General features: G+C 55.2%; 18 protein-coding genes and 2 pseudogenes. 12 read left to right on the top strand and 8 right to left on the bottom strand.

Annotation, left to right across the window (positions count from 1 at the left end; genetic code table 11):
• Nucleotides 1-208 precede the first annotated feature (208 nt).
• From FS777_RS11555 to FS777_RS11540, 4 genes and pseudogenes are all read left to right on the top strand, one after another.
• Nucleotides 209-1939 (top strand): class I SAM-dependent DNA methyltransferase, encoded by a 1731-nt coding sequence (locus FS777_RS11555; protein WP_145255561.1) that lies wholly within the window; start codon nucleotides 209-211, stop codon nucleotides 1937-1939.
• Nucleotides 1929-3242 carry a restriction endonuclease subunit S gene (locus FS777_RS11550; RefSeq protein WP_145255557.1) on the top strand — a complete coding sequence of 438 codons (1314 nt, stop codon included), beginning with the start codon at nucleotides 1929-1931 and terminating at the stop codon, nucleotides 3240-3242. The genes FS777_RS11555 and FS777_RS11550 overlap by 11 nt, the downstream gene beginning before the upstream one ends.
• Nucleotides 3239-4290 (top strand): annotated as a pseudogene (locus tag FS777_RS11545) (YhcG family protein). The gene FS777_RS11550 and the pseudogene FS777_RS11545 overlap by 4 nt, the downstream one beginning before the upstream one ends.
• Complete coding sequence (locus FS777_RS11540) at nucleotides 4287-7409, top strand: type I restriction endonuclease subunit R (protein ID WP_145255553.1); 3123 nt, start codon at nucleotides 4287-4289, stop codon at nucleotides 7407-7409. The pseudogene FS777_RS11545 and the gene FS777_RS11540 overlap by 4 nt, the downstream one beginning before the upstream one ends.
• Before the next feature lie 1504 nt (nucleotides 7410-8913).
• Here the strand turns inward: FS777_RS11540 and FS777_RS11530 are convergent.
• The 4 genes from FS777_RS11530 to FS777_RS11515 form a co-directional block, all read right to left on the bottom strand.
• The gene (locus FS777_RS11530; protein ID WP_145255550.1) at nucleotides 8914-9990 is read right to left on the bottom strand and encodes a patatin-like phospholipase family protein; all 1077 of its coding nucleotides are present in this window, start codon (nucleotides 9988-9990) and stop codon (nucleotides 8914-8916) included.
• Nucleotides 9987-10895, bottom strand: a complete 909-nt coding sequence (locus FS777_RS11525) for a diguanylate cyclase regulator RdcB family protein (protein WP_145255547.1) — start codon at nucleotides 10893-10895, stop codon at nucleotides 9987-9989. Before FS777_RS11525 ends, FS777_RS11530 begins: the two co-directional genes overlap by 4 nt.
• A complete protein-coding gene (locus FS777_RS11520) occupies nucleotides 10892-13336 on the bottom strand; it encodes a dynamin family protein (protein WP_145255544.1) in 2445 nt (814 codons plus the stop codon). The genes FS777_RS11525 and FS777_RS11520 overlap by 4 nt, the downstream gene beginning before the upstream one ends.
• 61 nt (nucleotides 13337-13397) lie before the next feature.
• A complete protein-coding gene (locus FS777_RS11515; RefSeq protein WP_145255541.1) occupies nucleotides 13398-13688 on the bottom strand; it encodes a hypothetical protein in 291 nt (96 codons plus the stop codon).
• A 112-nt stretch (nucleotides 13689-13800) separates the two neighbouring features.
• On the opposite strand from FS777_RS11515, the gene FS777_RS11510 reads away from it, so the two are divergent.
• Complete coding sequence (locus FS777_RS11510; protein WP_145255538.1) at nucleotides 13801-14031, top strand: DUF4113 domain-containing protein; 231 nt, start codon at nucleotides 13801-13803, stop codon at nucleotides 14029-14031.
• A 180-nt stretch (nucleotides 14032-14211) separates the two neighbouring features.
• On the opposite strand, the gene FS777_RS11505 is transcribed toward FS777_RS11510, so the two are convergent.
• Together FS777_RS11505 and FS777_RS11500 are read right to left on the bottom strand one after the other, a co-directional pair.
• Nucleotides 14212-14991: a hypothetical protein gene (locus tag FS777_RS11505; RefSeq protein WP_145255535.1), complete on the bottom strand. Its 780-nt coding sequence runs from the start codon at nucleotides 14989-14991 to the stop codon at nucleotides 14212-14214.
• A 30-nt stretch (nucleotides 14992-15021) separates the two neighbouring features.
• A complete protein-coding gene (locus FS777_RS11500) occupies nucleotides 15022-15714 on the bottom strand; it encodes a hypothetical protein (RefSeq protein WP_145255532.1) in 693 nt (230 codons plus the stop codon).
• A 925-nt stretch (nucleotides 15715-16639) separates the two neighbouring features.
• Here FS777_RS11500 and FS777_RS11495 point away from each other — a divergent pair.
• From FS777_RS11495 to FS777_RS11465, 6 genes are all read left to right on the top strand, one after another.
• Nucleotides 16640-16894 carry a hypothetical protein gene (locus FS777_RS11495; RefSeq protein WP_023128610.1) on the top strand — a complete coding sequence of 85 codons (255 nt, stop codon included), beginning with the start codon at nucleotides 16640-16642 and terminating at the stop codon, nucleotides 16892-16894.
• Nucleotides 16895-17736: 842 nt separating this feature from the next.
• Entirely contained in the window at nucleotides 17737-19143 is a 1407-nt protein-coding gene (locus FS777_RS11485) for a hypothetical protein (RefSeq protein ID WP_178091262.1), read from the top strand.
• Nucleotides 19144-19751: 608 nt separating this feature from the next.
• Complete coding sequence (yhhA, locus tag FS777_RS11480; protein WP_044047097.1) at nucleotides 19752-19934, top strand: YhhA family cyclophane-containing RiPP; 183 nt, start codon at nucleotides 19752-19754, stop codon at nucleotides 19932-19934.
• Between the two features lie 9 nt (nucleotides 19935-19943).
• Nucleotides 19944-22115 (top strand): cyclophane-forming radical SAM/SPASM peptide maturase YhhB, encoded by a 2172-nt coding sequence (gene yhhB / locus FS777_RS11475; protein WP_145255530.1) that lies wholly within the window; start codon nucleotides 19944-19946, stop codon nucleotides 22113-22115.
• Nucleotides 22072-23085: a hypothetical protein gene (locus FS777_RS11470; RefSeq protein WP_178091261.1), complete on the top strand. Its 1014-nt coding sequence runs from the start codon at nucleotides 22072-22074 to the stop codon at nucleotides 23083-23085. Before yhhB ends, FS777_RS11470 begins: the two co-directional genes overlap by 44 nt.
• Nucleotides 23070-24263: a hypothetical protein gene (locus tag FS777_RS11465; protein WP_145255527.1), complete on the top strand. Its 1194-nt coding sequence runs from the start codon at nucleotides 23070-23072 to the stop codon at nucleotides 24261-24263. Before FS777_RS11470 ends, FS777_RS11465 begins: the two co-directional genes overlap by 16 nt.
• Before the next feature lie 99 nt (nucleotides 24264-24362).
• On the opposite strand, the pseudogene FS777_RS11460 reads toward FS777_RS11465, so the two are convergent.
• Nucleotides 24363-24597 (bottom strand): annotated as a pseudogene (locus FS777_RS11460) (phosphoglycerate mutase family protein); the annotation flags it as partial.
• A gap of 120 nt (nucleotides 24598-24717) precedes the next feature.
• On the opposite strand from FS777_RS11460, the gene FS777_RS21695 reads away from it, so the two are divergent.
• The gene (locus FS777_RS21695; RefSeq protein WP_256675172.1) at nucleotides 24718-24906 is read left to right on the top strand and encodes a hypothetical protein; all 189 of its coding nucleotides are present in this window, start codon (nucleotides 24718-24720) and stop codon (nucleotides 24904-24906) included.
• Nucleotides 24907-25372: 466 nt separating this feature from the next.
• Here the strand turns inward: FS777_RS21695 and FS777_RS11450 are convergent, their stop codons facing one another.
• Nucleotides 25373-25696 carry a hypothetical protein gene (locus tag FS777_RS11450; RefSeq protein WP_145255521.1) on the bottom strand — a complete coding sequence of 108 codons (324 nt, stop codon included), beginning with the start codon at nucleotides 25694-25696 and terminating at the stop codon, nucleotides 25373-25375.
• Between the last annotated feature and the right edge of the window lie 122 nt (nucleotides 25697-25818).

The raw sequence follows: 25818 nt of genomic DNA, 5'->3' as shown, positions 1-25818 counted from the left end.
ATCAGGGTTTCCCTTACCTATGAGTGATATAGGACATTATCAGATTTAGAGCCAAGAGGCGGTGTGACGCCATCATTGCGTTGCCTCAGTCTGACGCGACGGCCTCAAACCGCTATCATGCGCCCCATCTTTTGTCCCCCTGTGCTCATAGCTCAGGATTTTCGTTTGTCACCGCACAGTTCACTGTGTCGAAGGTTAGGAGCAGTCCATGACGGATCACACCGAGGTCGAGCAGGCCAGCCGCTTGGCCGAACAGGCACTCAAGCAGGCCCGCGCCCGCTTGGCGCCGAGCGAAGCCGAGGTAGAGGCAGAAACCGAGCCGGTGAAAAAAGCGCGGGGCCGCAAGGCGGCTGTCAGCCCCACCAACAGTACCGTGCAGGATCTGGAAAAGACCCTGTGGGCCACCGCCGACAAGCTGCGCGCCAATATGGACGCCGCCGAGTACAAGCACATCGTCCTCGGCCTGATCTTCCTCAAGTACATCTCCGACAGCTTCGCCAGCCGTCGGGCCGAGCTGGAACGGCGCTTTGCCGACGCCGCTGATGACTACTACCTGGGCGGTGACGACCCTACATATCTGGCCGCCGAGCTGGAAGAGCGCGACTACTACAAAGAAGTCAACGTGTTCTGGGTGCCGGAAGCGGCGCGCTGGGAGGAGCTGCGTGCCGCCGCTAAACAGGTCGACATCGGCAAGCGCATTGACGAGGCCCTGGCCGCGATCGAAGCGGAAAACTCGTCGCTGAAGAACATCCTCGACAAGCGCTATGCTCGCGCCCAACTGCCGAATGGCAAACTGGGCGAGCTGGTCGATCTGATTTCCGTGATCGGCTTCGGTGGCAATGCCCACCAAGCCCGCGATTTGCTTGGCCAAGTCTACGAATACTTCCTTGGGCAATTCGCCAGTGCTGAAGGCAAGCGTGGCGGGCAGTTCTACACCCCGGCCAGTATCGTCAAGACCTTGGTGGCAGTGCTTAACCCGCACCACGGCAAGGTCTACGACCCCTGCTGCGGCTCGGGCGGTATGTTCGTGCAGTCGGAAAAATTCATTGAGGCCCACGGCGGCAAACTCGGTGATGTCTCAATCTATGGTCAGGAGTCCAACCCGACTACCTGGCGCTTGGCGGCGATGAACTTGGCCATTCGGGGCATCGATTTCAACCTGGGCAAGGAGCCGGCCGACAGCTTTATCCATAATCTGCACAGCGATCTGCGTGCTGACTTTGTCCTCGCCAACCCGCCGTTCAACGTCAGTGACTGGTGGCACGGCAGCCTCGACGGTGATCAGCGCTGGGTCTATGGCACGCCACCGCAAAGCAACGCCAACTATGCCTGGCTGCAGCATATGCTGTTCCACCTCAAGTCCAGCGGTCGCGCCGGCATCGTCCTGGCCAACGGCTCGATGAGCTCCAGCCAGAACAGCGAAGGCGATATTCGCCGCGCCATGGTCGAGGCCGACGTGGTCGAAGTGATGGTCGCATTGCCGGGCCAGTTGTTTTTCAACACGCAGATTCCCGCCTGCCTGTGGTTTTTGGCCAAGCAGAAAACCAAACGCCTCAAAGAGGTGTTGTTTATCGATGCGCGCAAGCTTGGCACGAACATCAGCCGAGTGCAGATCGAGCTGCTGGATAGCGACATCGAGCGCATAGCCCAGACCGTGGCCAACTGGCGCGGCGAGCCGCTGGATGTGGGTGGCGAGGTTGCCGAATACGCCGACGTGGCGGGCTTCTGCCGCAGCGTGACCCTGACTGAAATCGCCGAGCACGGCCATGTGCTGACGCCCGGTCGCTATGTCGGCGCCGAAGCGATCGAGGATGACGACGAAGCCTTTGCTGACAAGATGCAGAACCTAACAGCCCTGTTAGGTGAGCAGCTAGCCAAAGGTAGTGAGCTCGACCAGTTAATCCGGCAGAAGCTGGGAGGGCTGGGTTATGAGTTCTAAGCTGTATCGCCTTGACGATTTGCTAGAAGTAACGTCCAGCAAGCGTATCCATATGGTGGACTATGTTTCAAGTGGGGTTCCATTCTATCGTGGGAAAGAAGTAATTGAGCGCTCAAAAGGGAATGCAATATCGACTGAGCTGTTCATTACTTCTGAGCAGTATCAGGGCATAAAGCGAAAATTCGGCAGTCCTCAAGATGGTGACATTCTTCTTACATCCGTAGGAACGCTAGGTGTTCCGTATTATGTTTCTGGGGACGGTGATTTTTATTTTAAGGATGGAAATGTCACTTGGTTCCGTGATTTTAGTTCAAAAATCGACTCTAAATTTTTGTTTTATTGGCTGTCATCCTCGGCCGTTCAGCAACGGCTAGACGAGATATCAATAGGTTCTACCCAGAGGGCGTTGACAATTTCCGCACTCAAATCCCTCGAAATTGAGCTGCCTGATTTACCTACCCAAAAGATTATTGTCGAGGTGCTCGATGCTGTGACCGACCGCATCACCCTGCTCCGAGGAACCAACGCTACCTTGGAAGCCATAGCCCAGGCCCTGTTCAAATCCTGGTTCGTCGATTTCGAGCCTGTGCGCGCCAAGGCGGAAGGGCTTGAACCAGAAGGACTGGATGCAGCTACATCGGCGCTGTTTCCGGATAGCTTTGAAGAGTCCGAGCTAGGGTTAGTTCCGAGGGGATGGAAAGCTGGCTGTGTGGCTGACATTGCATCTCAGAAAAAGGGCTCGGTAAACCCACTGGCATCACCGAATGAATTGTTTGAGCACTACAGCTTGCCAGCTTTTGATAACGGTCAGTCCCCAGTGCTTGAGCGCGGCGAGTCAATAAAGAGCAACAAAACGCCTCTGCCAGAGGATGCTGTACTGCTATCGAAATTGAATCCACATATCCCGAGGGTCTGGCTGCCGGTTAGGCATGGGAAAAATGCAGTTTGTTCAACTGAATTCCTGGCCTATTCACCCACAGCGGCTAGCAGTAAAGAGCTGATTTACTGCTTGTTCAACTCGGCTGAATTTCAGCAGCAGTTGTGTCAACTGGTTACGGGAACGTCTAATAGCCATCAGCGAGTCAAGCCAGATCAAGTTTTAAAACTCCGATTGGCGATTGCAGATGATTCGTTATATATTGCCTTTAGTGATATTGCATTTCCCATTTTCGAGCGAGTTTATGCAAACCGTCTGAAAATTCAAACGCTCACTCAGATCCGTGACATCTTGCTGCCGCGCCTGATCTCCGGCCAGCTGCGCCTGCCGGAAGACGAGGCACAGATCGAAGCGGTGTGTGCATGAGCAAAGGAAAGCTCCCCGCACCACCCGAGGGTTACGCCGACTGGCTGACTCAACTCAAAGGCGACATCTCCCAGGCCGGGCAACGCGCCGCCCTGGCGGTCAATACCGAGCTGGTGCGGCTGTATCACCGCCTCGGCAGCGACATTCGCCAACGTCAGCAAGCCCGGGGCTGGGGGGCAAAAGTCATTGAGCGTCTAGCCCGTGACCTCACCGAGTCTTTTCCCGAGATTCGCGGCTTTTCCAGCCGCAACCTCAAGTACATGGCGTTTTTCGCCGAGCACTGCCCGAATGGTCAATTTGGGCAGCAGGCTGCTGCCCAATTGCCCTGGTTGCATGTGGTGACCCTGCTGACCAAGCTGGACAGTCCCGCCGAGCGCGAGTGGTATGCACAGCAAACCATCCAGCAGGGCTGGTCACGCAGTACTCTGGAGCTGAACATCAAGAGTCGCCTGCAGCAACGGCAGAGCTCGGCGGAGTCCAACTTTGTCGTCCGTTTGCCCGCCGCGAACTCGGCGTTCGCTCGGGAAACCCTCAAGGATCCGTACCTATTCGATTTTCTGGGCTTGGGTCACGACGCTCAGGAACGCGACATCGAAGCCAGGCTGATTCGGCATATCACCCGTTTCTGCTGGAATTGGGGGCTGGTTTTGCCTTCGTCGGCCGGTAATATTGCCTGGAAGTTGGGGGAGACGAGTTCTTCATCGACTTGCTGTTCTATCATACCCGGCTCAAGTGCTACGTGGTGGTTGAGCTCAAGGCCACCGCCTTCAAACCGGAACACGCCGGCCAACTGAATTTCTATCTGGCAGCGTTGGATGCACAGATCAAGGCCGAAGACGACAAGTCCACCATCGGCCTGCTGTTGTGCAAGCAGGAAAACCGTCTGGTGGCTGAGTACGCGCTCTCCGGGATCGACAAACCCATCGGCGTCGCCGAATACCAGCTTTTGCTCGATTTGCCTGAAACCTTGGGCCGCAACCTCCCAAGCATTGCCGAGATCGAGGCGGAGCTGGCCGGGGAACTGGACACAGGAAGTGAAGTGGAATGACCGAAGATCAATTGGAACAGGAAGCGCTCGACTGGCTGGCCGAAGTGGGCTACACCCCGGTGTACGGGCCGACCATCGCCTATGACGGCAAGAACCCTGAGCGTGAGAATTACCGTCAGGTGGTCTTGGTCGAGCGCCTGCGCAGCGCCATCGCTAGGCTTAATCCCAAGGTGCCGCTGGCCGCACGCGAAGATGCGCTCAAGCAGGTGCTCGAGCTGGGCCTGCCGGTACAGCTATCGGCCAACCGCCTGTTCCATCGCTTGTTGGTCAGCGGTGTACCGGTACAGTACCAAAAAGACGGCGAAACCCGTGGTGACTTCGTGCGTCTGATTGAATGGGTGGAAGTAAAAGCCAACGACTGGCTGGCAATCAACCAATTCAGCATCCAGGGCCCTAAACACACCCGGCGCCCGGACATCGTCCTGTTCGTCAACGGTCTGCCGTTGGTATTGCTGGAACTGAAAAACCCGGCGGATGTGAAGGCCGACCTGGGCAAAGCCTTCGACCAGATCCAGACCTACAAGGAACAGATCCCAGATCTGTTCCAATACAACGAAATCCTGGTGATTTCCGACGGCAGCGAAGCGCGCATGGGCTCGTTGTCAGCCGATGCCGAACGCTTCATGAACTGGCGCACCATCGACGGCAAGGATCTCGATCCTCTAGGTCAGTTCAACGAACTAGAGACCTTAGTGCGCGGTGCCTTGGCGCCACCAATGTTGCTCGATTACCTGCGCTACTTTGTGCTGTTTGAGGATGACGGCCGGCTGGTGAAGAAAATTGCCGGTTATCACCAATTCCACGCCGTGCGCGCCGCGATTCTGCAGGTGGTCAGCGCCTCGCGTCCCGGCGGAAGCCATAAGGGCGGGGTCGTCTGGCACACCCAAGGCTCGGGTAAGAGCATCACCATGACCTGTTTCGCCGCCCGGGTGATGCAGGAATCCATGATGGAGAACCCGACCATCGTGGTGATCACCGATCGCAACGATTTGGATGGGCAGTTGTTCGGCGTCTTCTCGTTGTCCCAGGATCTATTGCGCGAGCAGCCCGTACAGGTGGAGTCACGCGGTGCCTTGCGTAGTAAGTTGGCCAATCGACCCAGTGGTGGCATTTTCTTCGCCACGATCCAGAAATTTATGCCGGGTGCGGATGAAGATACTTTTCCGGTGCTGTCCGACCGCGCGAACATCGTGGTCATTGCCGACGAAGCACATCGCACTCAGTATGGCTTTGGTGCCGAGCTGAAAATGACGGAGGGGTCACAGACCGGCGAGAGTCAGACCCGTTACCAGGTTGGCTATGCTCAGCACCTGCGTGATGCGCTGCCGAATGCCACTTTCGTAGCTTTTACTGGTACCCCGGTGTCCAGTGAAGACCGCGACACGCGCTCGGTGTTTGGCGAATACATTCACGTCTATGACATGCAGCAGGCCACCGAAGATGGTGCGACTGTTGCCATCTACTACGAATCACGCCTGGCCAAGCTGTCCTTGAATGACCGCGAGCTACCCGCGATTGACGATCAGGTCGATGAACTGGCCGAGGATGAAGAAGACGACCAACAGTCGCGCCTGAAAAGTCGTTGGGCCGCCCTGGAAAAAGTGGTCGGGGCCGAGCCGCGCATTCAAAGTGTGGCCACCGACCTTGTCACCCACTTCGAGGCGCGTAACCAAGGATTGCTGAGCATGGGGCAGATGCCCGGCAAGGCCATGGTGGTAGCCATGAGTCGCGAGATCTGTGTACACCTGTACAACGAGATTGTCGCGTTGCGCCCCGAGTGGCACGACGACGATCCGGAGAAAGGAACGATCAAGATTGTCATGACCGGTAGCGCCTCAGACAAGGCCTTGCTGCGTCCGCACATCTATTCCGGACAGCAGAAAAAACGCCTGGAAAAGCGCTTCAAGGATCCGCTAGATCCGCTCAAGTTGGTGATCGTCCGCGACATGTGGCTGACCGGTTTCGATGCGCCCTGCGTCCACACCTTGTACGTGGACAAGCCGATGAAGGGCCACAACCTGATGCAGGCCATTGCTCGGGTCAATCGCGTGTTCAAGGACAAGCAGGGCGGCCTGGTTGTGGACTACATCGGTATCGCCAATGAGCTGAAAGCCGCGCTCAAGGAGTACACCGGCAGCAATGGTAGAGGCCGACCTACCGTAGACGCTCATGAAGCCTATGCGGTGTTGGAGGAAAAGCTCGACGTTCTGCGTAGCCTGCTGCATGGCTTCGACTGCAGTGACTTCCTCACTGGTGGACACAAGCTGCTGGCCGGGGCCGCTAATCATGTGTTGGGCCTACAGGACGGCAAGAAGCGTTTTGCCGACACCGCGTTGGCCATGAGCAAGGCTTTCACCCTGTGCTGCACCCTGGATGAAGCCAAGGCCGTCCGCGAGGAAGTGGCATTCTACCAGGCGATCAAGGTAATCCTGATCAAGCGTGAAGTCAGCCAGCAGAAAAAGACCGACGAAGAGCGCGAGTTGGCTATCCGCCAGATCATCGGCAATGCCGTGGTTTCCGGTGACGTGGTAGATATTTTCCAAGCGGTGGGCTTAGATAAACCTAATATCGGCCTGCTCGACGACGCCTTTCTCGCCGAGGTGCGCAATCTTCCCGAGAAGAACCTGGCGGTTGAGCTGCTGGAGCGTTTGCTTGAAGGCGAGATCAAGAGCCGTTACAGCACCAACTTAGCTCAGGAGAAGAAGTTCTCCGAGTTGCTGTTCAATGTGATCAAACGCTACCAGAACCGCTCGATCGAAACCGCGCAGGTTATTGAAGAGCTGATCGAGATGGCCAAGAAATTCGCTGCCGAGAGCCAACGTGGCGATGCGCTGGGGCTCAACGATGACGAGCTGGCATTTTACGATGCCTTGGCCAACAACGAGGCATCGGTGCGCGAGCTGGGTGACGAGATCCTGGCCAAAATTGCCCACGAGTTGACCGCCAGTCTGCGGGCTAATGTCAGTGTCGATTGGAGCAGTCGTGAAAGCGTGCGGGCCAAACTGCGCATCCTGGTGCGGCGGATCCTGCGCAAATACAAATACCCGCCCGACCAAGCGGAAGAGGCAGCGCTGCTGATCCTCAATCAAGCTGAAACGCTTTGTGAGGCATGGTTGTAGTTAGGCAGGTCATTCCGAAGGCTTTGATCCGAGTGGCCGGCGCTATTGTTCTCGTTGAATGCGACCGTGTTATTCATGAGCCAGGCGGAGTTCATGCTCAACTATTGGCAGGTAGAGTCCGCATGGCTGGCCTGGATTGGAAGTGCGGGAATTTTTATGCTGCAGTTGGATCAGTTGCGCAGGTGATCGTTTCAGAGTGAGGAGTAACAGTACGGGCGGCTGAACGATGTCACGCCCCCCCCAGCTTGTCCGAGCGCCGTAGGCGTTTTTGTCATGATCACCATGATCGCGTTGCTCGGCTCGCTCGATCCAGGCTGCGATAATCCGGCAGTTTGTCGAGACTAGCGCCAGACCGAATGACCCGGCGCTTAAATCTTTGGAGCTAGATTATGCTGGCGGTACCTTCGCCAAAAATTCGAAAACATCTGAAGCCGGTACGTTTATGATTGGACTACCGCGTTTCCCGTTTAGGCGCACTCGTATGCCCGTCTTAGCTCGGCTTTGAAGATATTGTCGAGAAATTGATATGAAGCCATTCTCACTAAACTCACATAATGCTCGCTTGCAGTCGACCTCCCGCTGCACCATATTTACCGGCAGATCCATTGAGTTAGTATCGACTGCCGACTCAATGAATAGATAGCCGGACGATGCTGGGGCTCTGCGTATTGCATAAAAGCGCAGGCCGTAAGATATATCTGCCCCTTTTTTGGACGCGTAGAGTGACGCAAACGCACCAGAGTGCCCATCCTGTGCTTGCTCGCTTAAAGAGAGCGTTTCAGGGCCGTAGTAGATAGTTTCCTTAGTAAACTCGTCTACCTTCACCTCAATGAGTCGCTCCGGTGTTTGTGTCACTATCGCAGGCGCACTAACCATGGTGTGTGTTGTAGTGTCTGGTTTTTTGTTCGTACATCCTGAAAGGAGCGTACATACTGACAATACTGCAGTAAGCGCTCTTGTTGGCTTCAGTGCTGATTTCATAATTTAGCGGAGCCTATGGGAGATGGGGCGAGTTGCTGACTCAGCTTGCTCGATTAAGCCTCCTATGTAAAGCCATGACATAAGGAGTCATCTGCTTTTTGCTCTCTGATCATGCCTCGTATCAGCTCGTGCTCTGTTAAAGGTCGCTAGGGATGTTGCCGCTGACCGAAAACTGACCAATATGGGCGAGCGCCAAGTATGTCTCTGACAATGACTCAATCAAGGCAACATCACCGTCGGTACTTCAATAGCTGCTTGAGGCGGGCGGCAAGAAACTCCACAGGAGTCGCTGCGCGGAGCTGCAAGGGTGCAGCTCCGCAGGCCGGACACTGGTCGAGCCAGTCCCCTGGAAACAGTACATCGCTCTGCGGAATAACCGTATAGCTCCAGCTGCATGAGCTGCAGTACTGGGTATAGGTCGCATAGGCACAGGCATGAAAGTCACTCAGGATGGAATACCTGCCGGCGTGACAAGGAGGCGCGACATAATGACGTCGTCCCTCCTTGCCACCCAGGCACGCACTTACTTCAGTCGCTCCATTGCAGCAGACAGTACTTTGTCAGCCTGCAGCGAATCTTTCTGGATCGCGGACAATGCTGTCTCAGATGCACGTAATGCGTTGCGACTCTTTTGAGCGGCCATGACTCGCCCGACACAGTGCAGGGTGTCGTTATAGCCTTGTTCAATCCAGGACGGGATTTTCTCGGTATCGAACCCCAGTAGGTCGCGCGCACCACCAAGCGGGCCGGTGGCGCGGTTAAGACTTTGCCCCGGCCGGATTTCGAGGATGGTGGCGCCAGGAAAACGTTGCCGGCTCCATAACGAGCCATCACTTAAATGGGTAACGATCACCAGGTTGCAGCCAGCCTCGAGCAATGGAGTAATCGGTGTATTCCCCTGCATGGTCTGCCAGCCACCCTGACCCCCGTCCGAGTAACGTTGCCCCTCAATACGACGTGGTGCAAACAACAATGGAATGGCTGCCGAGGCCAACAACACGTCCTTGCGAACCTTCTCGTCAAGGGACTGGATGTGCAAAAACTCGGAATCCGGCGTATCAGCAAGCCCAAACTCAGCACTCAGCGCCCGCGCCATGTCCCCTAGTCCACCACCGCTTCGATATGAGGATACGTATAACGGCAGACCTCGTTCGAGATCTTTGCTGACCAGAAACTCATTCATCAGTGCCTTTAATGGTTGGTCATCGAGAACACCTGCGTCAGCCCCTTCGAGCCAGCTCGGCAACGCCAAATCCAGCCGTTGAGCAATACCTTGTACCGCGTGCAGAATGCCCAGGGCGATACCCGCTCCCTGCACGCGCAAGCCCGCAGCCACAAGCAGAGTCAGATAACCTGGCGCTTTCATGCTCAACGGTGAGTCCATGGCTAGGCGCCCCCACAGCCGCTCCAGGCGTTCGATGGCCACATCCAACGAAGGGGCCGAAGCCAAAACACCACCGTTCAGGGCTCCAATACTCGCCCCCGATACGGCGTCGATCTGCGTTCCCAGCTCGCGCAAAGCCTTGAGCACGCCAACCTGGTAGGCACCCTTAGCGCCGCCACCCGATAACACCAGGCCAACTTTCATCGCTTCGGTCATGACGAAACCTCCATGAACAGCTCACTGATCATGCCTTCAGTCATGCGCTGAGCTGAGCCTAACCGAGGCAAATGCAGGGGCAACTCGTCAGGCGTCTGCGATACCGCATACGAGAACGGTGTCAAATACGGATCAGCCCAGTCGCCGAGGTAACTAACCGCTTGTTCACCATCAAACCAGGCAGTGTTGGCTGGCGGTCTAGCCAGCCAGCGCTCGCGGGTGGCAATACGCTCGCCCGGGGTAAGCCTGGCATCCTGGTTCAACTGGATGATGGCTAGGTTGGCCAGGCGCTCCAGTTGCTGCTGACGCTCATGTCCCGACACGGTCTGGCAGTAATTGCCAAACGCTCCCCAGCGCAGCTCTTCCAGGGCGGCATAGCAGCGGGCAGAGAAACTCAGGCCATTGAAGCGCCCCGCCCCCCACTTGCTGAACACACCATCGAGGTGTAGGTGGGCCTGCTGCAGGATATCGATGCGAGCGACCTGCTGCTCCAATGCATAACAGCGTTCATCCAGTCGCTGTGAAAGCTCGTTGAGTGCTTGCCGAGTGGTTACTGAATAGTCAATGAGATGCGCCATATCGTGCTTCATCCCATTCACCCGGGACTGAATCTGGACAATCGCATGATTACTACGCGCCAAGGACTCAGAGAGGTCTTGCAACCAAATCAGCGAACCTTCAATGCCGTCGGTCAGGCTGGCGTTGATCTCGGCCTGATGACGAGTCCCCTGCCCAGTAAACCCATCATATAACCGCGAGAAAAAACCGGTTCGCGTAGCCATGTGACGCTGACGCTCGCGGGCCACATCGATGCCATTGGCAAAATCCACGACGAACTTTTCCGGCAGGCAGGTCATTAGTTGGCAAACTTCAGCATTCGGCGGTATGGCATTTGACTCACTCATGCCATGACCTCACTTTCTTGCGGTTGAACGTCTCGCTTGAGCGCCGCGCTGTCCTGCTGAAGCCCCGGCACCTGACGCTTGAATTCGGCCAGGCGCTCAGCTAGTGCCTTCTGCTGTTCCTGGCTGGTTTGTTTGTCACGAATGCTTTGTGCCAGGTCACTGCGCAGCGACTCCACGGCCAGCTTGAGCTCATCGAAGAACTGCTTGACGCTTTCTTCCAGGGGCTTCTCGATCGTCTCAAGCATCGCAGTAGCCAACGCGGCGAACAGCGTATCAATGGTTTTGTCGATAGAGCCCTTGACCTTGTCGATGTCCACTTCGTAGTAACCAACCGTCGTAGAATAAGTCTCCCAACCCCAGTCATCGGTATCGAACACTTCGCACAAGCGCCCCCACAAGCTGGTGGTGCGACGACGCTTGGTTACTGCACGCTGCTTGCTTTCGATGACGCCACGCAATAATTCGCCACGGCCTTCGCGCATAGACAGTGCGGGTGTATAGGGCATCTTGATTTCGATCGAAAAGCCACAGCCGTTGAGCCGTTGATTAAGCTCACCGATGATGGAGCTGGCTTGAGTCGAGATATCCTGCTCGAAGGTGACACGAAAATCCTTGAGGATTTGATCAGAGTCTTTGATCAGACGCGACTCATTTGAGTCGATGATTTGCTGAACACCCTCTTCAATATCCTTGACAACTTTTTCTGCGTCCTCTCGAGAGTTCAGACTGATGATCGGATTATCTTCATCGAACTCTCGACCAAATTTGCTACCCGATTTACGTGATGCTTGCTTTGTTTGACCAGCAGTCTGCCTCTTGAGTGCATCCCATACCCCCAAGAACCCACGTAATGACCCCATAGAGCTAGCGATTGCAGTCTCGATAGACTGTTGCTCTTCTGTTTTCTTCGCGGCGATGAAACCTTCAGAAATCTCATCGTTGATGTCGCTGCGAATCGCGTCAAACGCGCGCTCCATCCTCACCTTGATATTTTTGAGAGCCTTTTTCGTGTCGGCATGGGTTTGACGTTCAAGGTCACTGATTCGCTCAATATCACTGAGCAAAGAGTTGATTTGCCCGATCAACTCTTCTGCGCTCTTTCCCAGCGCCACCTCGCGAACGTCCAGAAAATTATTCAGCTTGCTGGAAATGTCCACCAGCTTGGCGGCGGCCGAGGAAATCGCCAGCATCGCCGCCTGGCTGTGGGCTTTGCGGATAACGTTGTCCAGCGGCTCGGAGAATTTCGACGCTTTCCACAACAGGTCGGCGGTCTTCCTTACCGTGTCTGGATCTTCAATTTGCATCTCCCACATCGCGCCGAAGGCAGCTTTCCCAAAGTCTTCGACCCAAGCGTTGATTTCGCCGTTGATCGGCGGAAGACAGCCGTTTATATCCAGTTCACGCTTGGCCCGGTTGGCCAGATCGCCCAGCTTCGACGACACTGGGAAAACCTGCGAAACGTCCAGGCGCCCCTTGAGCAAGGACTCGGCAACCAGGTTTTGGGTTTGCTCAGCATTGTCACTGTTGCGATCTTTTTCATCGAACTTGTTGACTAGGGCAAACATGCGTCCTTGCGCAACGTCGGCAATTTCCTCAAGCGCTTCGCGCACCTGATGGTCAGCATCTGACTTGAGCTGGGTAAAGTCGAGAACAGCCAATACTGCCGAGGCATTTTTCAATTGCTCATGCAGCATATGACGCAAATGAACCTGGCCGGCCTCATTCGGGCCGGGAGTATCGAGCAGTGTGAGACTGCCCACGCTGCCCGGCAGATGCGCCAGGTGTGCGAACTCCACGTCGATAACCGGAATGTCATCGATGCTGGCGTAGCAGTCGAACGGGAACTGAACCTCTAGTGCTTGAGACAGTCGAACTAGGTCGTTCAGGCTCCTGAGGAACCAAAAGATGGCTTCCGGGCCTTCATGACGATGCTCGAAGGGTTGCTTGCTGAGGATAAACTGCAGCAGCGCCGTCATGTCTTTATCGTGCGCGTTGGCCGCCAGAATTTCTTTACCACCCGATTTGGAAATAACCTTCCGCAGCTTGTCCACCAGCGCATTGATCGGGCCATTGTTTTCCAACAACAGAACGGGCTCTTTGACACCTGGCGTATGGCGAATCCGCGTTGGCAACGCCGTCATGGGGCGGTTGCGATTGGGTAGCACTTCAGTGCCAACGATGGCGTTGATGGTCGTGGACTTACCGGCCTTCATGGTACCGACAACAGCCAGTACCATTTCCAGGCGCTCCAGCTTGCTCATCTCGCCACTGAGCATTTTCAGATCTTTGTCGATACTGGCTGACGAGAAGGTCTGGTGCTCCTCGGCGTGCTCTTCGACAACAACACCTTTCGCATCCTTCATGCGCTGCAGCAGGTCGATCTCCACTTGCAGCAATCGAAGGGATTCATCGCGAAACAGGTCAATGGTGCTTTCGTGCATTTCATCTCCTTGAAGGAAGCTATCCTAGCTTTCCATCATTCTTTCCGTCATGTCGTCATCGTCAGCACAGCAAACGTGTTGACGTCTTGTGTTGGTTATGTTGGAAACCGAACAAAGATCCGAATAGTGGCATATAGCCAGAAAAACTGCACTCAGGGAAATCCTGAAGAATATTCGCCGAGTCTGATGGGATATGCCGATGCAGATGCCCGAATTTCGGCAAAAGGTCGAAGCACTTTGCAAGGTAAATGGTCGAGTCAGCATCTGCGAAGAGGCTGATAGCCGTCTTTTGTTTACGTTCCATCATGAAGGCCGAAAGCAGCCGGTCGACTGGTGCCTGAGCGGCTCGCATGTGGTTTTCTCTTCAGTCGTGCTCGATAAGCAGAAAACCCTAGCACTCGCACAAGCAAGGCTGGATCTTCGCTCCAGTCGATGGCTTAGGCGGCCCGACGTAATGAGTGCGAATGCTCCATGCCCTGAAGACAGCGTTCTGCTCAGTCAGAATGAAATATCAGAAGCCAGTGGCGAGTGAGAAGTTGTTGGGGGCGCTCGATGCGGTGAACGGCAAGTGGGGTTGGGGGGTGATGCGGTTGGCAAGCGTGCCTGTCGATCCATCATGGGGCATACGCTGGGAGATGATGACCCAGAGCTTTACCTCACGGGTTGATGAGCTATGGACGGTGTACTGTAAATGATGAGGCGATTGCTCGATTGATACAGCGCGAAACGAGCATAGAAAAAAGCGGCTACTGAAGACCAGAACCGCTGCACTGCTGAGCAGTAAGCTGGGCGAACCCAGCGAGAGAGAGGGGGAATTGCCGCCCCACCCTAGGCGGTGACTAAGATCTACAGCAAGTGAAACCTCCACCGCCCGATTAAAAGCGCTCTAACCCCTGGAGCTTTGCCAGCTTGTCCAAGATCTTGGATTTGGCGCTGTCCAACACTGTCGGATTGGTTTTAGTCGACAGCTCATCTCGGGGTTTTCTGCCGAGGAAATAGCTGATGCGCTCTGCGTTAGCGCCAGATGGGTGAGGGAGCCCGTCAAGAATTTGTTCGGCTTTCAGCAGACCTGTGGCCTGCAAATGCTGGAAGACCTCAGCCACCTTCGGCCCGAGCGGTACGTACAAACATTGCGGGCCCAAGACTCTGACCTCTTCCGCCAAGTGGGTTTCAACCTGGCGCCGCAAGCTGGAGCGACTGAGCATGGCTGGGCTGCCGCTGTAGTTCTGACCGTCTACAAAACCTGGATAGCGCAACGCCGAGGTGTAGTGCACCAGATGACGGTGCGTATCGAAGAGTCGAGCGCAGCTGTCGATGCCAAGCAGTGTGTGAACACCTATGTGATCAAGCATGTTGACCAGGTTGTTTCGCATAGGCCCAGCAAAGCTGGCGGTTGCTTTGGCAGCTTCCCTGGCCTGCTCGATGGAGGCGCCTTGGCGAAGTTGTTTGCACGCCTCATCCAGGGCGCGGCTGGCTTGTTGCAACCCTGGGGTGATGCCGCATATCACGATACGGGCGCCGGTATTGATGTGGTCGAAGGGGGCATAGAAGGTTTGTAGGTTGCCCTCAGCTGTTAGCAACAGCTCCGCTGGCAGGCTGTTGGTGAAGTCGTAGGCAGTGGCGGAGAGCAGGGTGCTGAATTGTTCGAGGCTCATGATCGTGTCCTATGGTGATTGGGCGTTGGGTTAGTCAGCGCGGGTGGCGATGAAGCCCCGGCGTCCTTTCAGCCAGCGCAACGCCTCGTTCGAGTCGACCACCGTCTGATTCTGTTCTTTACGTGTTTGAAGCTGGTCAGCTGCGGTGGGTTGAGCCGCATTGCGTACTGCTCGCTCGGTCATTTGCCCCAACACTGCAATTTCCTTGAGGGTCAGATATCCGCTTTGATCTTCCCCCGACAAGAACATGGGCAGCGCCTCGTCATCTTGAAATGCCGGGTGGGTATCGAGGTCTAGGCGTGCCCGAATCAGAGCGTGGAACAGAATTTTTTCGAGCCCCCCAGGTAAAGTCATTTGACGGTCGCGGATGCTTGGCCAGAAGACTTCGATGTCGGGTCTGGCAGACAGCACAAGTGTGGCCAAACGTCCCCAGCTGTCGTTCATTCGGGTTTGCTCTGCACCATTCGTGGCGAGTTTCAGCCGACCATTGATTGCGTAGTCATAGCAGTCTCTAGCTGCCGCCTGAACAGGGATCTCACCTTGGTAAATCTGATCGAGAGTCGCCAAATGGGCGGGGTCGATTTCTCCATGAAATTTAATCAGTGAGGCACCCAGCGACCCCCAATAGACGTCGTGGGCTTCCTGGAGAATCTCGTCCAGGTCGATCTTCTCCTCGGGTGAAACGAAGTTTTTCTCGAACTGGTTACGCCAATAGGTGCTCATCATGTCCGCCTGTTCAGAAGGTGTAGGCAGAGATTAATGGCAAAATAGTACATCGTCAATGATTAATTTATGATAGTTTCAGTGATTTTGTAGTCGCTATGGCCAGGATGTGGAGATCTCATCTGGTGGCGCTGAGGAGCCCGGCATGAGGACATATCTGCGCGCCTTTGCCGGCGTTATCCCATGGCTCGAGGGCCTATCCCACACTGCATTTGAGTAGCTATTGGAGTGGAAGCGTGAGGCTTAGAAAGGTGTCCATGTAGGACGCTGGGCTGCCCATTGAGGTGGGCAATAGCTCGGGGGAGCGGGCTAGACGGGGCAATTTACGGACAAAAGAAAGCCCGCTGCTAGGCGGGCAATTGAGCATCTATCACACATGGGGTATGGCAGAGTCTCACTCAGCACTCGTGAAAAATAGGTGAAGAGTATCGCTAGATGAGCAGAGGTTTGGCGTCAATTTGGCGCCATAGATGATCGCCAAAACGCCGCCTGTTGGGGCTTTGAAGGGGTCTATTCGTGGAAGTGTTTCAGAATATTACAAGCGGGGATGGCTGAAAGCCCCGGTTTTGAAGGCCTGTGCATCCATACAGGAAAAAAATGGATCCAACAAACAGTTTGCGCACAAGTTATCCACAAGGGGGCGTCTTGCATTGTCAAAAATGCCCCATTATCTTGTATCTCGTCCCGTCAGGAACCCCATATATTGTGTTTTTGACGGATGCACTGCGGATTCAGAAAGGCAGCGGGTATGCGTGCAAAGTTTGGTCGCCGAGCACGCATATCCGCCTTCCCTGACCCAATGCGGACATTGGTGGGACGCGCATTAGAGAAAAACCGACTCTGGCTGTCAACCATCCAGCCCGGTTTTCCGCTCAAGGGTTGCTCCTGCCTATTTAATCCGACGTAGAGACAGGAGCACTTCATCGTGCCGAAAAATACGAAGCAAACCTCTTCCACTGTAGCCACCCTGGCTTCCGAAGTCCTTCGCAGTGGCAGTTCCTCTGCGATCCAGAAGGAACTGGCCGGCTCGGCTATGTCGCAGGCATCCACTGGTAAGCAAACCAGTGCCGAGATGGAGACCAAAGCCAGCCGGGTTCTGGAAAGCGACAAGTACAACGCCACCACCAAAGCCCTTGCGGGGTCGGTGCTTTCTCAATCGAACAAAGAGCGAGGCAACTGATATGGCCCAGTATTTCGTGAACCGGAACAAGCAGGCCAATGGTGACCATGAAGTGCACACCAGTACGTGCATCTTCCTACCTGCCCCTCACAACCGCCTTGACCTCGGTTACCACACGACCTGTGTGACTGCTGTGCGCCAGGCGCGTAATACCTACCCGCAGTCGAATGGCTGCCGGACGTGTTCCAACGTCTGCCATACCCAGTAGGTGATCTAAGCATCAGGGGGGCAGGGCGCGACACCCGCGTTTTGTCCCGCCTTTCAGCCCCTTCACGCAGGTCTACGGATCTGGATTTAGAGCAGTTCCGCGTAGAATTTGAGGCAGCTTATCGGTATCCAATCAACTCGATGGTTTACCGTTGAACACCGAAAAATTTCGCAGGGAAGACCTCGATGCTGGTGACTCGCATTACATGACCGGCAATCGCATCAACGTTTCGTATGAGGTGCTCCTTTGGAGGATCGCCCTAGATCACTTTGGGCCGGAAGGACTTCATCAGGTTGTCGTCGAATTCTGGCGCGGAGCTGGCATACCTCCGAGAAAGACGGTTGAACATCAAAGCCGAGGTCGTAGGCGAAGAGTTGCTGAATATCCTGAAAATTGCCCAGATCACTGCTGGAGGACTGGTTCCCTATCGTCAGTCTTCGAGCGACGGGATAGGGATAGCTGAAGAGTGCCCAAACAGGCGTGAAAATTAAGTGAAAGTAGAGTCCAGGCAGTATCAGGTTCGTCAGTACTGATCTTTCTGTCGCTGCGAGCGTTGGAAGCAGGTGACTCCGATCTGGACGGCAGCAGCAACGAGGCAAAGCAGACCGATCTTCCAGCTGCTCTGTAGGCCGTAATGCTCAGTTATTTTTCCGACGACAATGCGCCGGAGCTAGTGATGGAGCATGCTTCTTTCTTCAGCGACTTCGATTCATTCATAAGACGGACGGAACTTAAAATGACCAAAGCCCATGGTGTGGATGTTGAAGCGTACATCCGAGGTGAAATGCTACTGCACTTTAGTCGCATCACCTTGACCCAGCGCCGCACGGACACCCCTATCATTTTTAGCGGGCCAGGCCATGTCCATCTCAATAAGGGTCGGCTGAAGTATGTGCTCTACCATGCGTGCATGAGCGATGAAGTGAGCCGCCACATGGCCCTTAGCTTTTCTGGACAAGCTGGAGAGTTGATCACCGAACATTCTCTATTCGATTTTGAGGGGGTCGATCTCGCCGGGAAAACCTGGACGGCTGAAGGAGTGGATACCGCTGGTGGCACTTACCGTCACGATTTTTGCGTTGTCCAAGGGGCGATCGAGTTCCTCAGCTCACGTCATCCCCTCGCTGGAATTCGTCAGCCTACGCTCCATCAGGTTTACTTTGACCATCCGCACTTCCCGTCATCTCGTTTGTCGGTGGCGCCAGGCCTAGAGTTCGTACGCGGCGCATCTACCGTCACTATCACGAAGGATGTATCGGGGTGTGATGTCTCGGTGATAGGAGGCGAGCTGCACGAAGGAGTAGCAAAGGCAATCGAGAAAGCCTTGAACGTGCTCAGTGGTGTTCGCCTGCAGTTGGGCGTCACCGAAAAAATCTGGGAGGGGCATTCCGTTATCGAGCTTTACTCCCGGGACGTCGACCTGAGTAACCAACAGCTTTTCCCGCCGATAGAAATTCCATTCAGGTGTCCGTCCGACTTTTTCGGATCCGTCTTCAACTTACTCGTTGATTTTTTCCAGCTGAACGGAGGCGTCTACTACGATAACTGGAACAAGCTGAATAGGGCATGGCAAGCGGGCCTGGAGTCGATGGCCTTGAACGTGAGCGTCTGTATCGAGGGCGTGCTCAAGGCCTATTTTGAGTCGCTTGGGACTGACCCTGAGTTTGCCGCGCTGGCTAAGAGCGCTGTCCCTGCGGTCATGGCCCTTGAGATTGATGAACGGGTCAAAAACCTCCTTCGTTCCTGCCTCGGCGGTTCAGGTCACTTCAAACCCAAAACAGCCCTTCGTGCCCTGACGGAGGCTGCTGAAATTAGCCCGACGCTCGCGACCAAGTGGAACAAGCTAAGAAGCGAAACGGCACATGCGGTGGCTGCCGGGGAAGGCCGCGAAGACTGGCAACGGATGGTGGATCTGACGTTTGCAAATATCAAGTTGTTCTACGAACTCCTGTTCTCGATCGTAGGTTACGCAGGTGAGCGCATTGACTACGAAACGCTTGGGTTCCCAACTGAACTGCCTCATGAGGGGGCTCAAGTCTGAGGTAAGGATCATTTCGAGTGTTCGCCCTCAAGAGGTTGACCCAACTCGTCTGGCTCCTTGTACACCTGAGCTCCTGTAGGCAAGGGATGCAGGCTGCGCGCATGAAGGGAGCTTCCCGGTCAACCTAATAGTTTCATACCTTCTTGGCTGGGATAGACGGCTGGAGACTGCCCCACCCATTCCAGTGGTTGTAATCCACTCAGGCTCGGAGGTGAAGCTCTATCAGTAGGCCATTGAGACTTATGGTCAGCGCAACCGCGATTTACGCTCGGTAGTTGATCGATATATGACGAAGTAGCCGACGGCTGTACAAGACGCCCTGCACCAAAACGTTTCCACCCCGTTGTCCCTGCACATCTTTTCGGCACCGGTGCCACCCCTCGGGCGAGTGGCGCCGTCTGCAACCTCATAGAGCCTGTTAATGAAAGGCGGACAAAATCCTATTTTAGGAAGAAAATGTGCATAAAGTACGTCAAATTCGGCTGTCTTGCGTTTAAAGATCGCCTTTGGTGCCCCAAGATGCTGATCTGTTACAAATTGGATCCGGTGCTTGAAATTATCTCATTCGATCAGCGATGATGGCACTTCAATATGTAAGGAGTTACGTAATGTCGTCTGCAGCAGTCAAAATCGAAGAATCGACCCCTTCGGCAATTCGCCGCCGCCTGTCCAAAGGGCAAAGCACCAACCCGGCCATTCAGCGTCTGCGCTCGCGTGTGCTGACTGAGTCGGATGTTGGCCAGGTCATCACTAGCTATGACCGTATGCACCACCGCCACAACCGTTCGTGAGTCGCCTGCATGGACGCTGCTAAGTTCTCGTCGTTTCTGGTAAAAGTGGCATCGCGGTGCAACCTCGATTGCGATTACTGCTACGTCTACCATCACGCGGATCAGAGTTGGCGCTCCATGCCCAAATTCCTTTCCGCCGAACATCGCAGGGCATTTGCCCAACAGCTCGCGGAATACGTGATCCAAAGTGATCTGAATCATTGTGCGGTAATTCTGCATGGTGGAGAGCCGCTGCTGGCAGGCGCGCAAACACTGGCGGACTTCGCGACGCTTCTTCGTCAGAGTTGCTCGATCCCTGTTGACATCAGTTTGCAAACCAATGGCTTGCTTCTGACTGATGAGGCACTTCAGATTCTTGCGGCGGAGGATATCGGTGTTTCGCTGAGCCTGGACGGGCCCAAATTAGCCAATGACAGGCACCGCTTGACCCGCAAGGGTCGCTCAAGCTTCGAACAGACTGAACAGGCTCTCATTCGTCTCCAAAATTACCCCTCTGTTTTCGCGGGTGTCATCGCTGTCGTCGATACCTCGACCAGCGCAGCTGAGCTCTTTCAATACTTCAACCAGTTCAAAATTCCACGACTGGATTTTCTCTTGCCTGACGCACACTGGCTTCGTCCACCTCCTGGGCGTAATCAGGATCCGGGTTTGTATGAGCAGTGGCTGGTGAATGCGTTTGATGTTTGGTTCGATGAGTACCCACACATCCCGCTTCGCACCTTTGAGGCATTGCTTGATGTGTGCGCGGGGCTCCCTTCGGGGACTGATGCATTTGGCTTTGGCGATGTGAGTTTGCTGTCTATCGAAACGGACGGCAGCTATCACGATCTTGATGTCTTGAAAGTTACCCAAGATGGCGCCACTCGATTGGTTGGCACTGTCCTGGATACCCCGATCGCAGAAGTGGCGAAATCGCCGGAGATTGCGCAGCACCGACGCTACTTGCGCAAAGAAGGATTGTCACAGGCGTGTCAGTCGTGTGCGATCGTTGACATCTGCGGTGGCGGCTCACTTCCTCACCGTTTCGGCCAGGACGGATTCGCCAATCCCACGGTGTACTGCAACGAGATGAAGCGGTTGGTGGCCCACATCACCGAGCGCTTGAGCGAGCACCTGAGTGAGGAGTGGCAGGTCGAAGAGCTGACACCACTTCCTGACACATTCGACCTTGTCCAATTTGAGTTGGCTGAGGCGTCCGAGACCCACCTGCGATGGTTGTGTGCCGGTGCCCATGCTGATGCAGTACAAGGTCTGCAGGGGGCGCTGGATCTTTACCCTGACGATCCTCGTACGATTCAACTGCGCTCGTTGGGCGATGGGGCATTTGCCCGCAAGGCACAGCAACCGGGCGCTATCGCCTGGGCAGGCGCCGCCATGGCTCAAAGTAGGGGGCATGCTTTGCTGGCTGTAGATGGGCAGGCCATCACTGTAAATGCCGATTACCTGGCCGGGCTGCTTTTTGAAGCTGAGCGGCGCGATTGTGCTGGGTTCGCAGTCGCAGAGGATGATCTTTGGCTAAGGGCGCCATTTGGCACCGCCATCTATTTTGAAGGCGATGAGCTTGCAGCAGCAGGTCGAGCGCTGGTTCAGGAGGCAATGGAGATAGTGAAGGCATGGCGTCCGGCGCTAGCCTCTGAAATGGAGGCAGCCTGCAGTGCTATCCAGTTCATCCGTGATCCCAGTGCAGACCCGCGCAAGATTGTTTCCTTCAGCGACAACTCTGTTCCGGGAGCCTTGTACGTCTCGATTTCGCAAGGGGATCGACTGATCGACCCTTACGACTTGGCGGATTCCTTGATTCACGAGCACCGCCATCAGAAGCTCTATCTCTTGGAGCGATACGCGCCCACGGTTGAGCGCACTACTGCACAGGTCGTCTCTCCATGGCGTGAGGATCTGCGTCCACCATCAGGTCTGCTCCATGCGGTGTTCGTATTCGTGGAGCTCAGGCGCTTCTGGCTTCACGTCCGTGAGCACGGCCCAGTCGAGTTGCATTCGCGGGCTATTAACCAGATCGCTGATACCGACCTGCATCTTCGGCAGGCGTTCGAAACGCTCAAAGAATGCCCGCTGACGGATATAGGGCAACGCTTGGTCGATGTGTTGAGCAGTGCATCCAGAGAAGGGATACAGCCAGATGAGTTCACCGCTAACCGTTCCGTTGTCCAGCCTGTCGGCTGATGTACACGAGAGACATGCGCAGCTTCGAGATTACTTCTGTGATAAGGACGCGTTAGCTACCTGCGTTGATGAACAATGGGTCTTGGCTCTGAACTGGTCGGATGATCCATACCGTTATGTCGATCCTCGGCTTGATGAGGGGTTGGCTTGGTGGGGGGGTGATATCCAGTACCAGGACATGGCCTTGGCCCGTAAGCGCAGAGGGAGGCTGTTGTTAGCGCTCAATGACACGTGGACATTGGAAAGTTGGAGCGAGTGGCTGGCGAGAACGCCACTGCACCAAGGCATCACAGTTCTCCATGTAGATGACCACAAAGATCTGGGGTCGCCTCGTATTTTTAACCGACCGGGTGGTTGGCTTGATCCCATCGTCAAGCAGCCTGTTGACCTGCATGAGCCGCACTCAGTAACCAGTGCAATCATGAGTGGCGCTCTGGGCATGGGGAGCTTCCTCACACCATTTTTGCATCGGTATCCGAACACCGATGTACGCCATCTCTGTCAGGGCCCCAAATGCGTCCGCACCATCGATTCGCAGATCACTCTGGAGGAGATGGTCGATACGTTGCTCGACCCATCCGCCTACCGTCCTGCTATCTCACTGACCTCAGATGAGAAGGGGGCTGGGCGAGGGCGGTATCGGTTTACTCATGACCTTGATGCGTGGCTTGAAGGCCTGTCGGAGGAAAACGCAGCCATCCTCCTTCACGTGGACATGGATTATTTCTGCAACCGGTACGATGGCGACAGTGATCATATCGAGCACCCAGGCCCATTGAATGATTCATTGTCCCAAGTCCTGAAAAGGATCGACGCGCTCACCAGTGCGTTGCACCGGCACGGCTTGGTGGAGCGACTCGCAGACATCGTGATCGCATTTTCTCCTGGATTCTTTCCAGCTGAATTCTGGGCTGAAAGCTGCGATCGACTTCTCGTTGGCTTGGGGGAGCTGCCATGGCGCGAACGGTAAGCACTCCAAGAGCCAAGGCTAATGCGCGTAAAACTCCGAAGCCTCCTGCAGTGAAGGCCAAGTCGAAGCTCGGGCCCGTACCATTCGAGAAGCTGGAGTTCGTTCGTGCCCCGGGAAGCCGTGAGCGTGGAGGTGGCCCAGGAGGCGAGGCTTGGATCATCTCTGCCGAAGGAAAGCGTGCTGGACTTGCCTATATCAATTTGGTCGAAGACGCAGCCCGTGGCCGCCATGCCTCCTTCCATGTCTTCTTGAATCGACCGAGTCAAGGGCGGCAGATTGGCCGCGCTGCCTACCAGCACTGCTGCCTGAATAGCCAATACGATGTCATCTACGCGCATATGCGCAAGTCCAACGTTGCGTCCCGCAAGGCGGCTGAACATGCCGGTTTTGCGGAGGCTACGGTGGCTGGAGATACCCAGCTCGTCCTTGTCTGGCATCGAGATCTTGACCAAGCTGTCAGATCAGCGAGCCCTGAGGTTTCTGTTTCTGCCCCACGCACTGAGAGCCCGTCCGCGCGTGGCTCACAGGCTCAGACTTCAAGCGTAATCACTGCTTCCAATGAGAAATCGATGAGCTCAATAGACCTGCAATTTGACGAGAAAAGTAACGATGTCCTCATTTGGAACGGCCAGGTTGTCATGTCGCGTACCGAAGAGGAATATTTCAAAGCGCTCTTCTCCAAGCTCGCGCATCTTCAGCCTCGCGCCGTTCTCGAAATCGGCTTCGGTCTGGGCATCTCCGCTGCGTTGATACAGCAGTATCTCAAGCCTGAGCGGCACGACATTTTTGAAATAGAGACCAGCATCTACCAAGATTTGTTGTTGTTCTCACAGCATCATCCGTCGGTGCGACCGTTCTGCGGTGACTGGAATCTATGCCGTATTGAAGGGCGCTATGACTTCATTTTCTTCGACCCGTTTGACTACCACTCGAGCGAGAAGGGAGAGGGCGGTGCTGATGGAGAGCAGGCCCAGCGGGCGTCCAGAGCTCAGAAAATGCGAGCTCTACTGAATCCTGGTGGTGTCCTGTGCCACCCGCATTTCGGAGACGGAGACGTGCCGGAGCTTCCTGGCTTCTCTACCGTTATCGTGGAGCGCATGAAAGTCTCGCCCATTCGAATGGCGGATGAGACGCTGTGCGAGGATGTAGCGATCATCTACCACAGCCCTCAAGTGTGACGCTTCACTGCCCTGCAGTGTGGATGCTGCCACTGCACCCAGCGAACGCGCTAATTTCAACTTGTCATCCGAGATATTGATAGCGATCACCCTGCCGGTTGGCCAGGTCTGAACCGCCACTGTAAGGAAGGCTTTTGATGTCTCTCTTGCTGTCGCTTGGGCTCGCGCAAAGGGGGAGGCCACGATGAGCTCAGGTGCTTGGGTAAACGACCTCGCTATCGTGATTGCCTGCTCCTGACCTCGCTGGCTCAGGGGGGATGCTTTCATGATCTCGACTCGCTTGGCCTACGTTGGCAGCGGTCTGGCCGTGCCGAATCAGCCGTACTCGTCTCATCAGCTATCTTCTTTGGTCATGGGGTGCTACCAATACCTTGCTTGCTTACACCTAACGAAATCATGGCGTCGTGTACATCAATCAGCTGGAGGTGTGGCAGTGGCTAGAGATCTGAGCAAAATGCTTCCTCCTGATCATCCCATGTACACGGATGCGGTAGAAGCTCTGAAGCGGTACCACCAGGCCCAAGCAGATGGTCTCTCAGGTACAGAGCTTGAGCGCCTGCGCCTCATTGCCGAACATCAATTTCAGGCAGTGACGGATTATCAGCTGGGCGCGCTCGGTAGGCCCGCTCCTAGGACTCATTAGCGTGAGAGTGCGGAGGAGAGCAACGGTTTTGTCTTCGTAGGCTCGCTGGGTTGGGCCAGTCAAGCCATTTCAACGCTTTTTATCGCTCGAACCAAGCTCTCGGAGGTCATTCGCGTGATCATTGGCAATCCGATCAAGCGTTTCCTGTCTCAAGAAAGCGGGCCGTTTTCGAGTTTGCTTACGGTCGTAAGCATCAGGGGCCTGCTTCTCGTTCCCCTTGCTCGATTCTGTGGTCATAGGTAGGCCTTCGGTTTTAGGTCAATGAAGCAAGGATGACTGCTGGCCGTCTACCGCCTGCGTCCAGGAAGGTTGTGCACGATGGACTCATTGAAAGCAAGCGATGTATGGGCCAGGGTAGAGGTGAAACCCAATCTCCGGAGACAGCTCATGACGCAGCGCGAAGAAGACTTGCTGTAGTCCCGACACGGAAGTTATCACCTGCTGCCCGAGCACGGTATGGTTACTCTCAAAGCGATCTCAATAGACTCTCCAGCATGCCGTGCTCCCAGGTACTGAGCAGCGCAATCGGATCTGTCCCATATCGATCTCCAGAGTCGAAACACCAAACCCTCCCATCCGGACTTTCGCAGCGCTCGCAGTAGTCCAGCTCATCACAGTCATTGAAAATGGTGATACGCCAACCCTCGATGTCGATCACGAAAAGGCCGACAAACATCTCGTCCCAGTTCTGGGGCCCGGTCTTTCGCATGTGGCTTCGACCGAACACCGCCTCTCGCAGAACCTGCGAAATCTCACGTGCCGTGAGTGAGTTCACACCGTCCTCGATCATGTCTCCCCTCCTAGATCACAGCTCAAGGCGGTGATGTACCTGGTAAGGCTTTTTTGCCAAGGAGTACAAATATTCTCCTCACGTGATATCGCCATTCAAGCCCTGTCGGATCGGCCGAAATT

The organism is Pseudomonas sp. DE0157, assembly GCF_007678615.1.
In the GTDB taxonomy this organism is placed as follows: domain Bacteria; phylum Pseudomonadota; class Gammaproteobacteria; order Pseudomonadales; family Pseudomonadaceae; genus Aquipseudomonas; species Aquipseudomonas parafulva_B.
The sequence above is the reverse complement of the archived record's forward strand: the minus strand, read 5'-3'. Positions and strand labels throughout refer to the sequence as shown.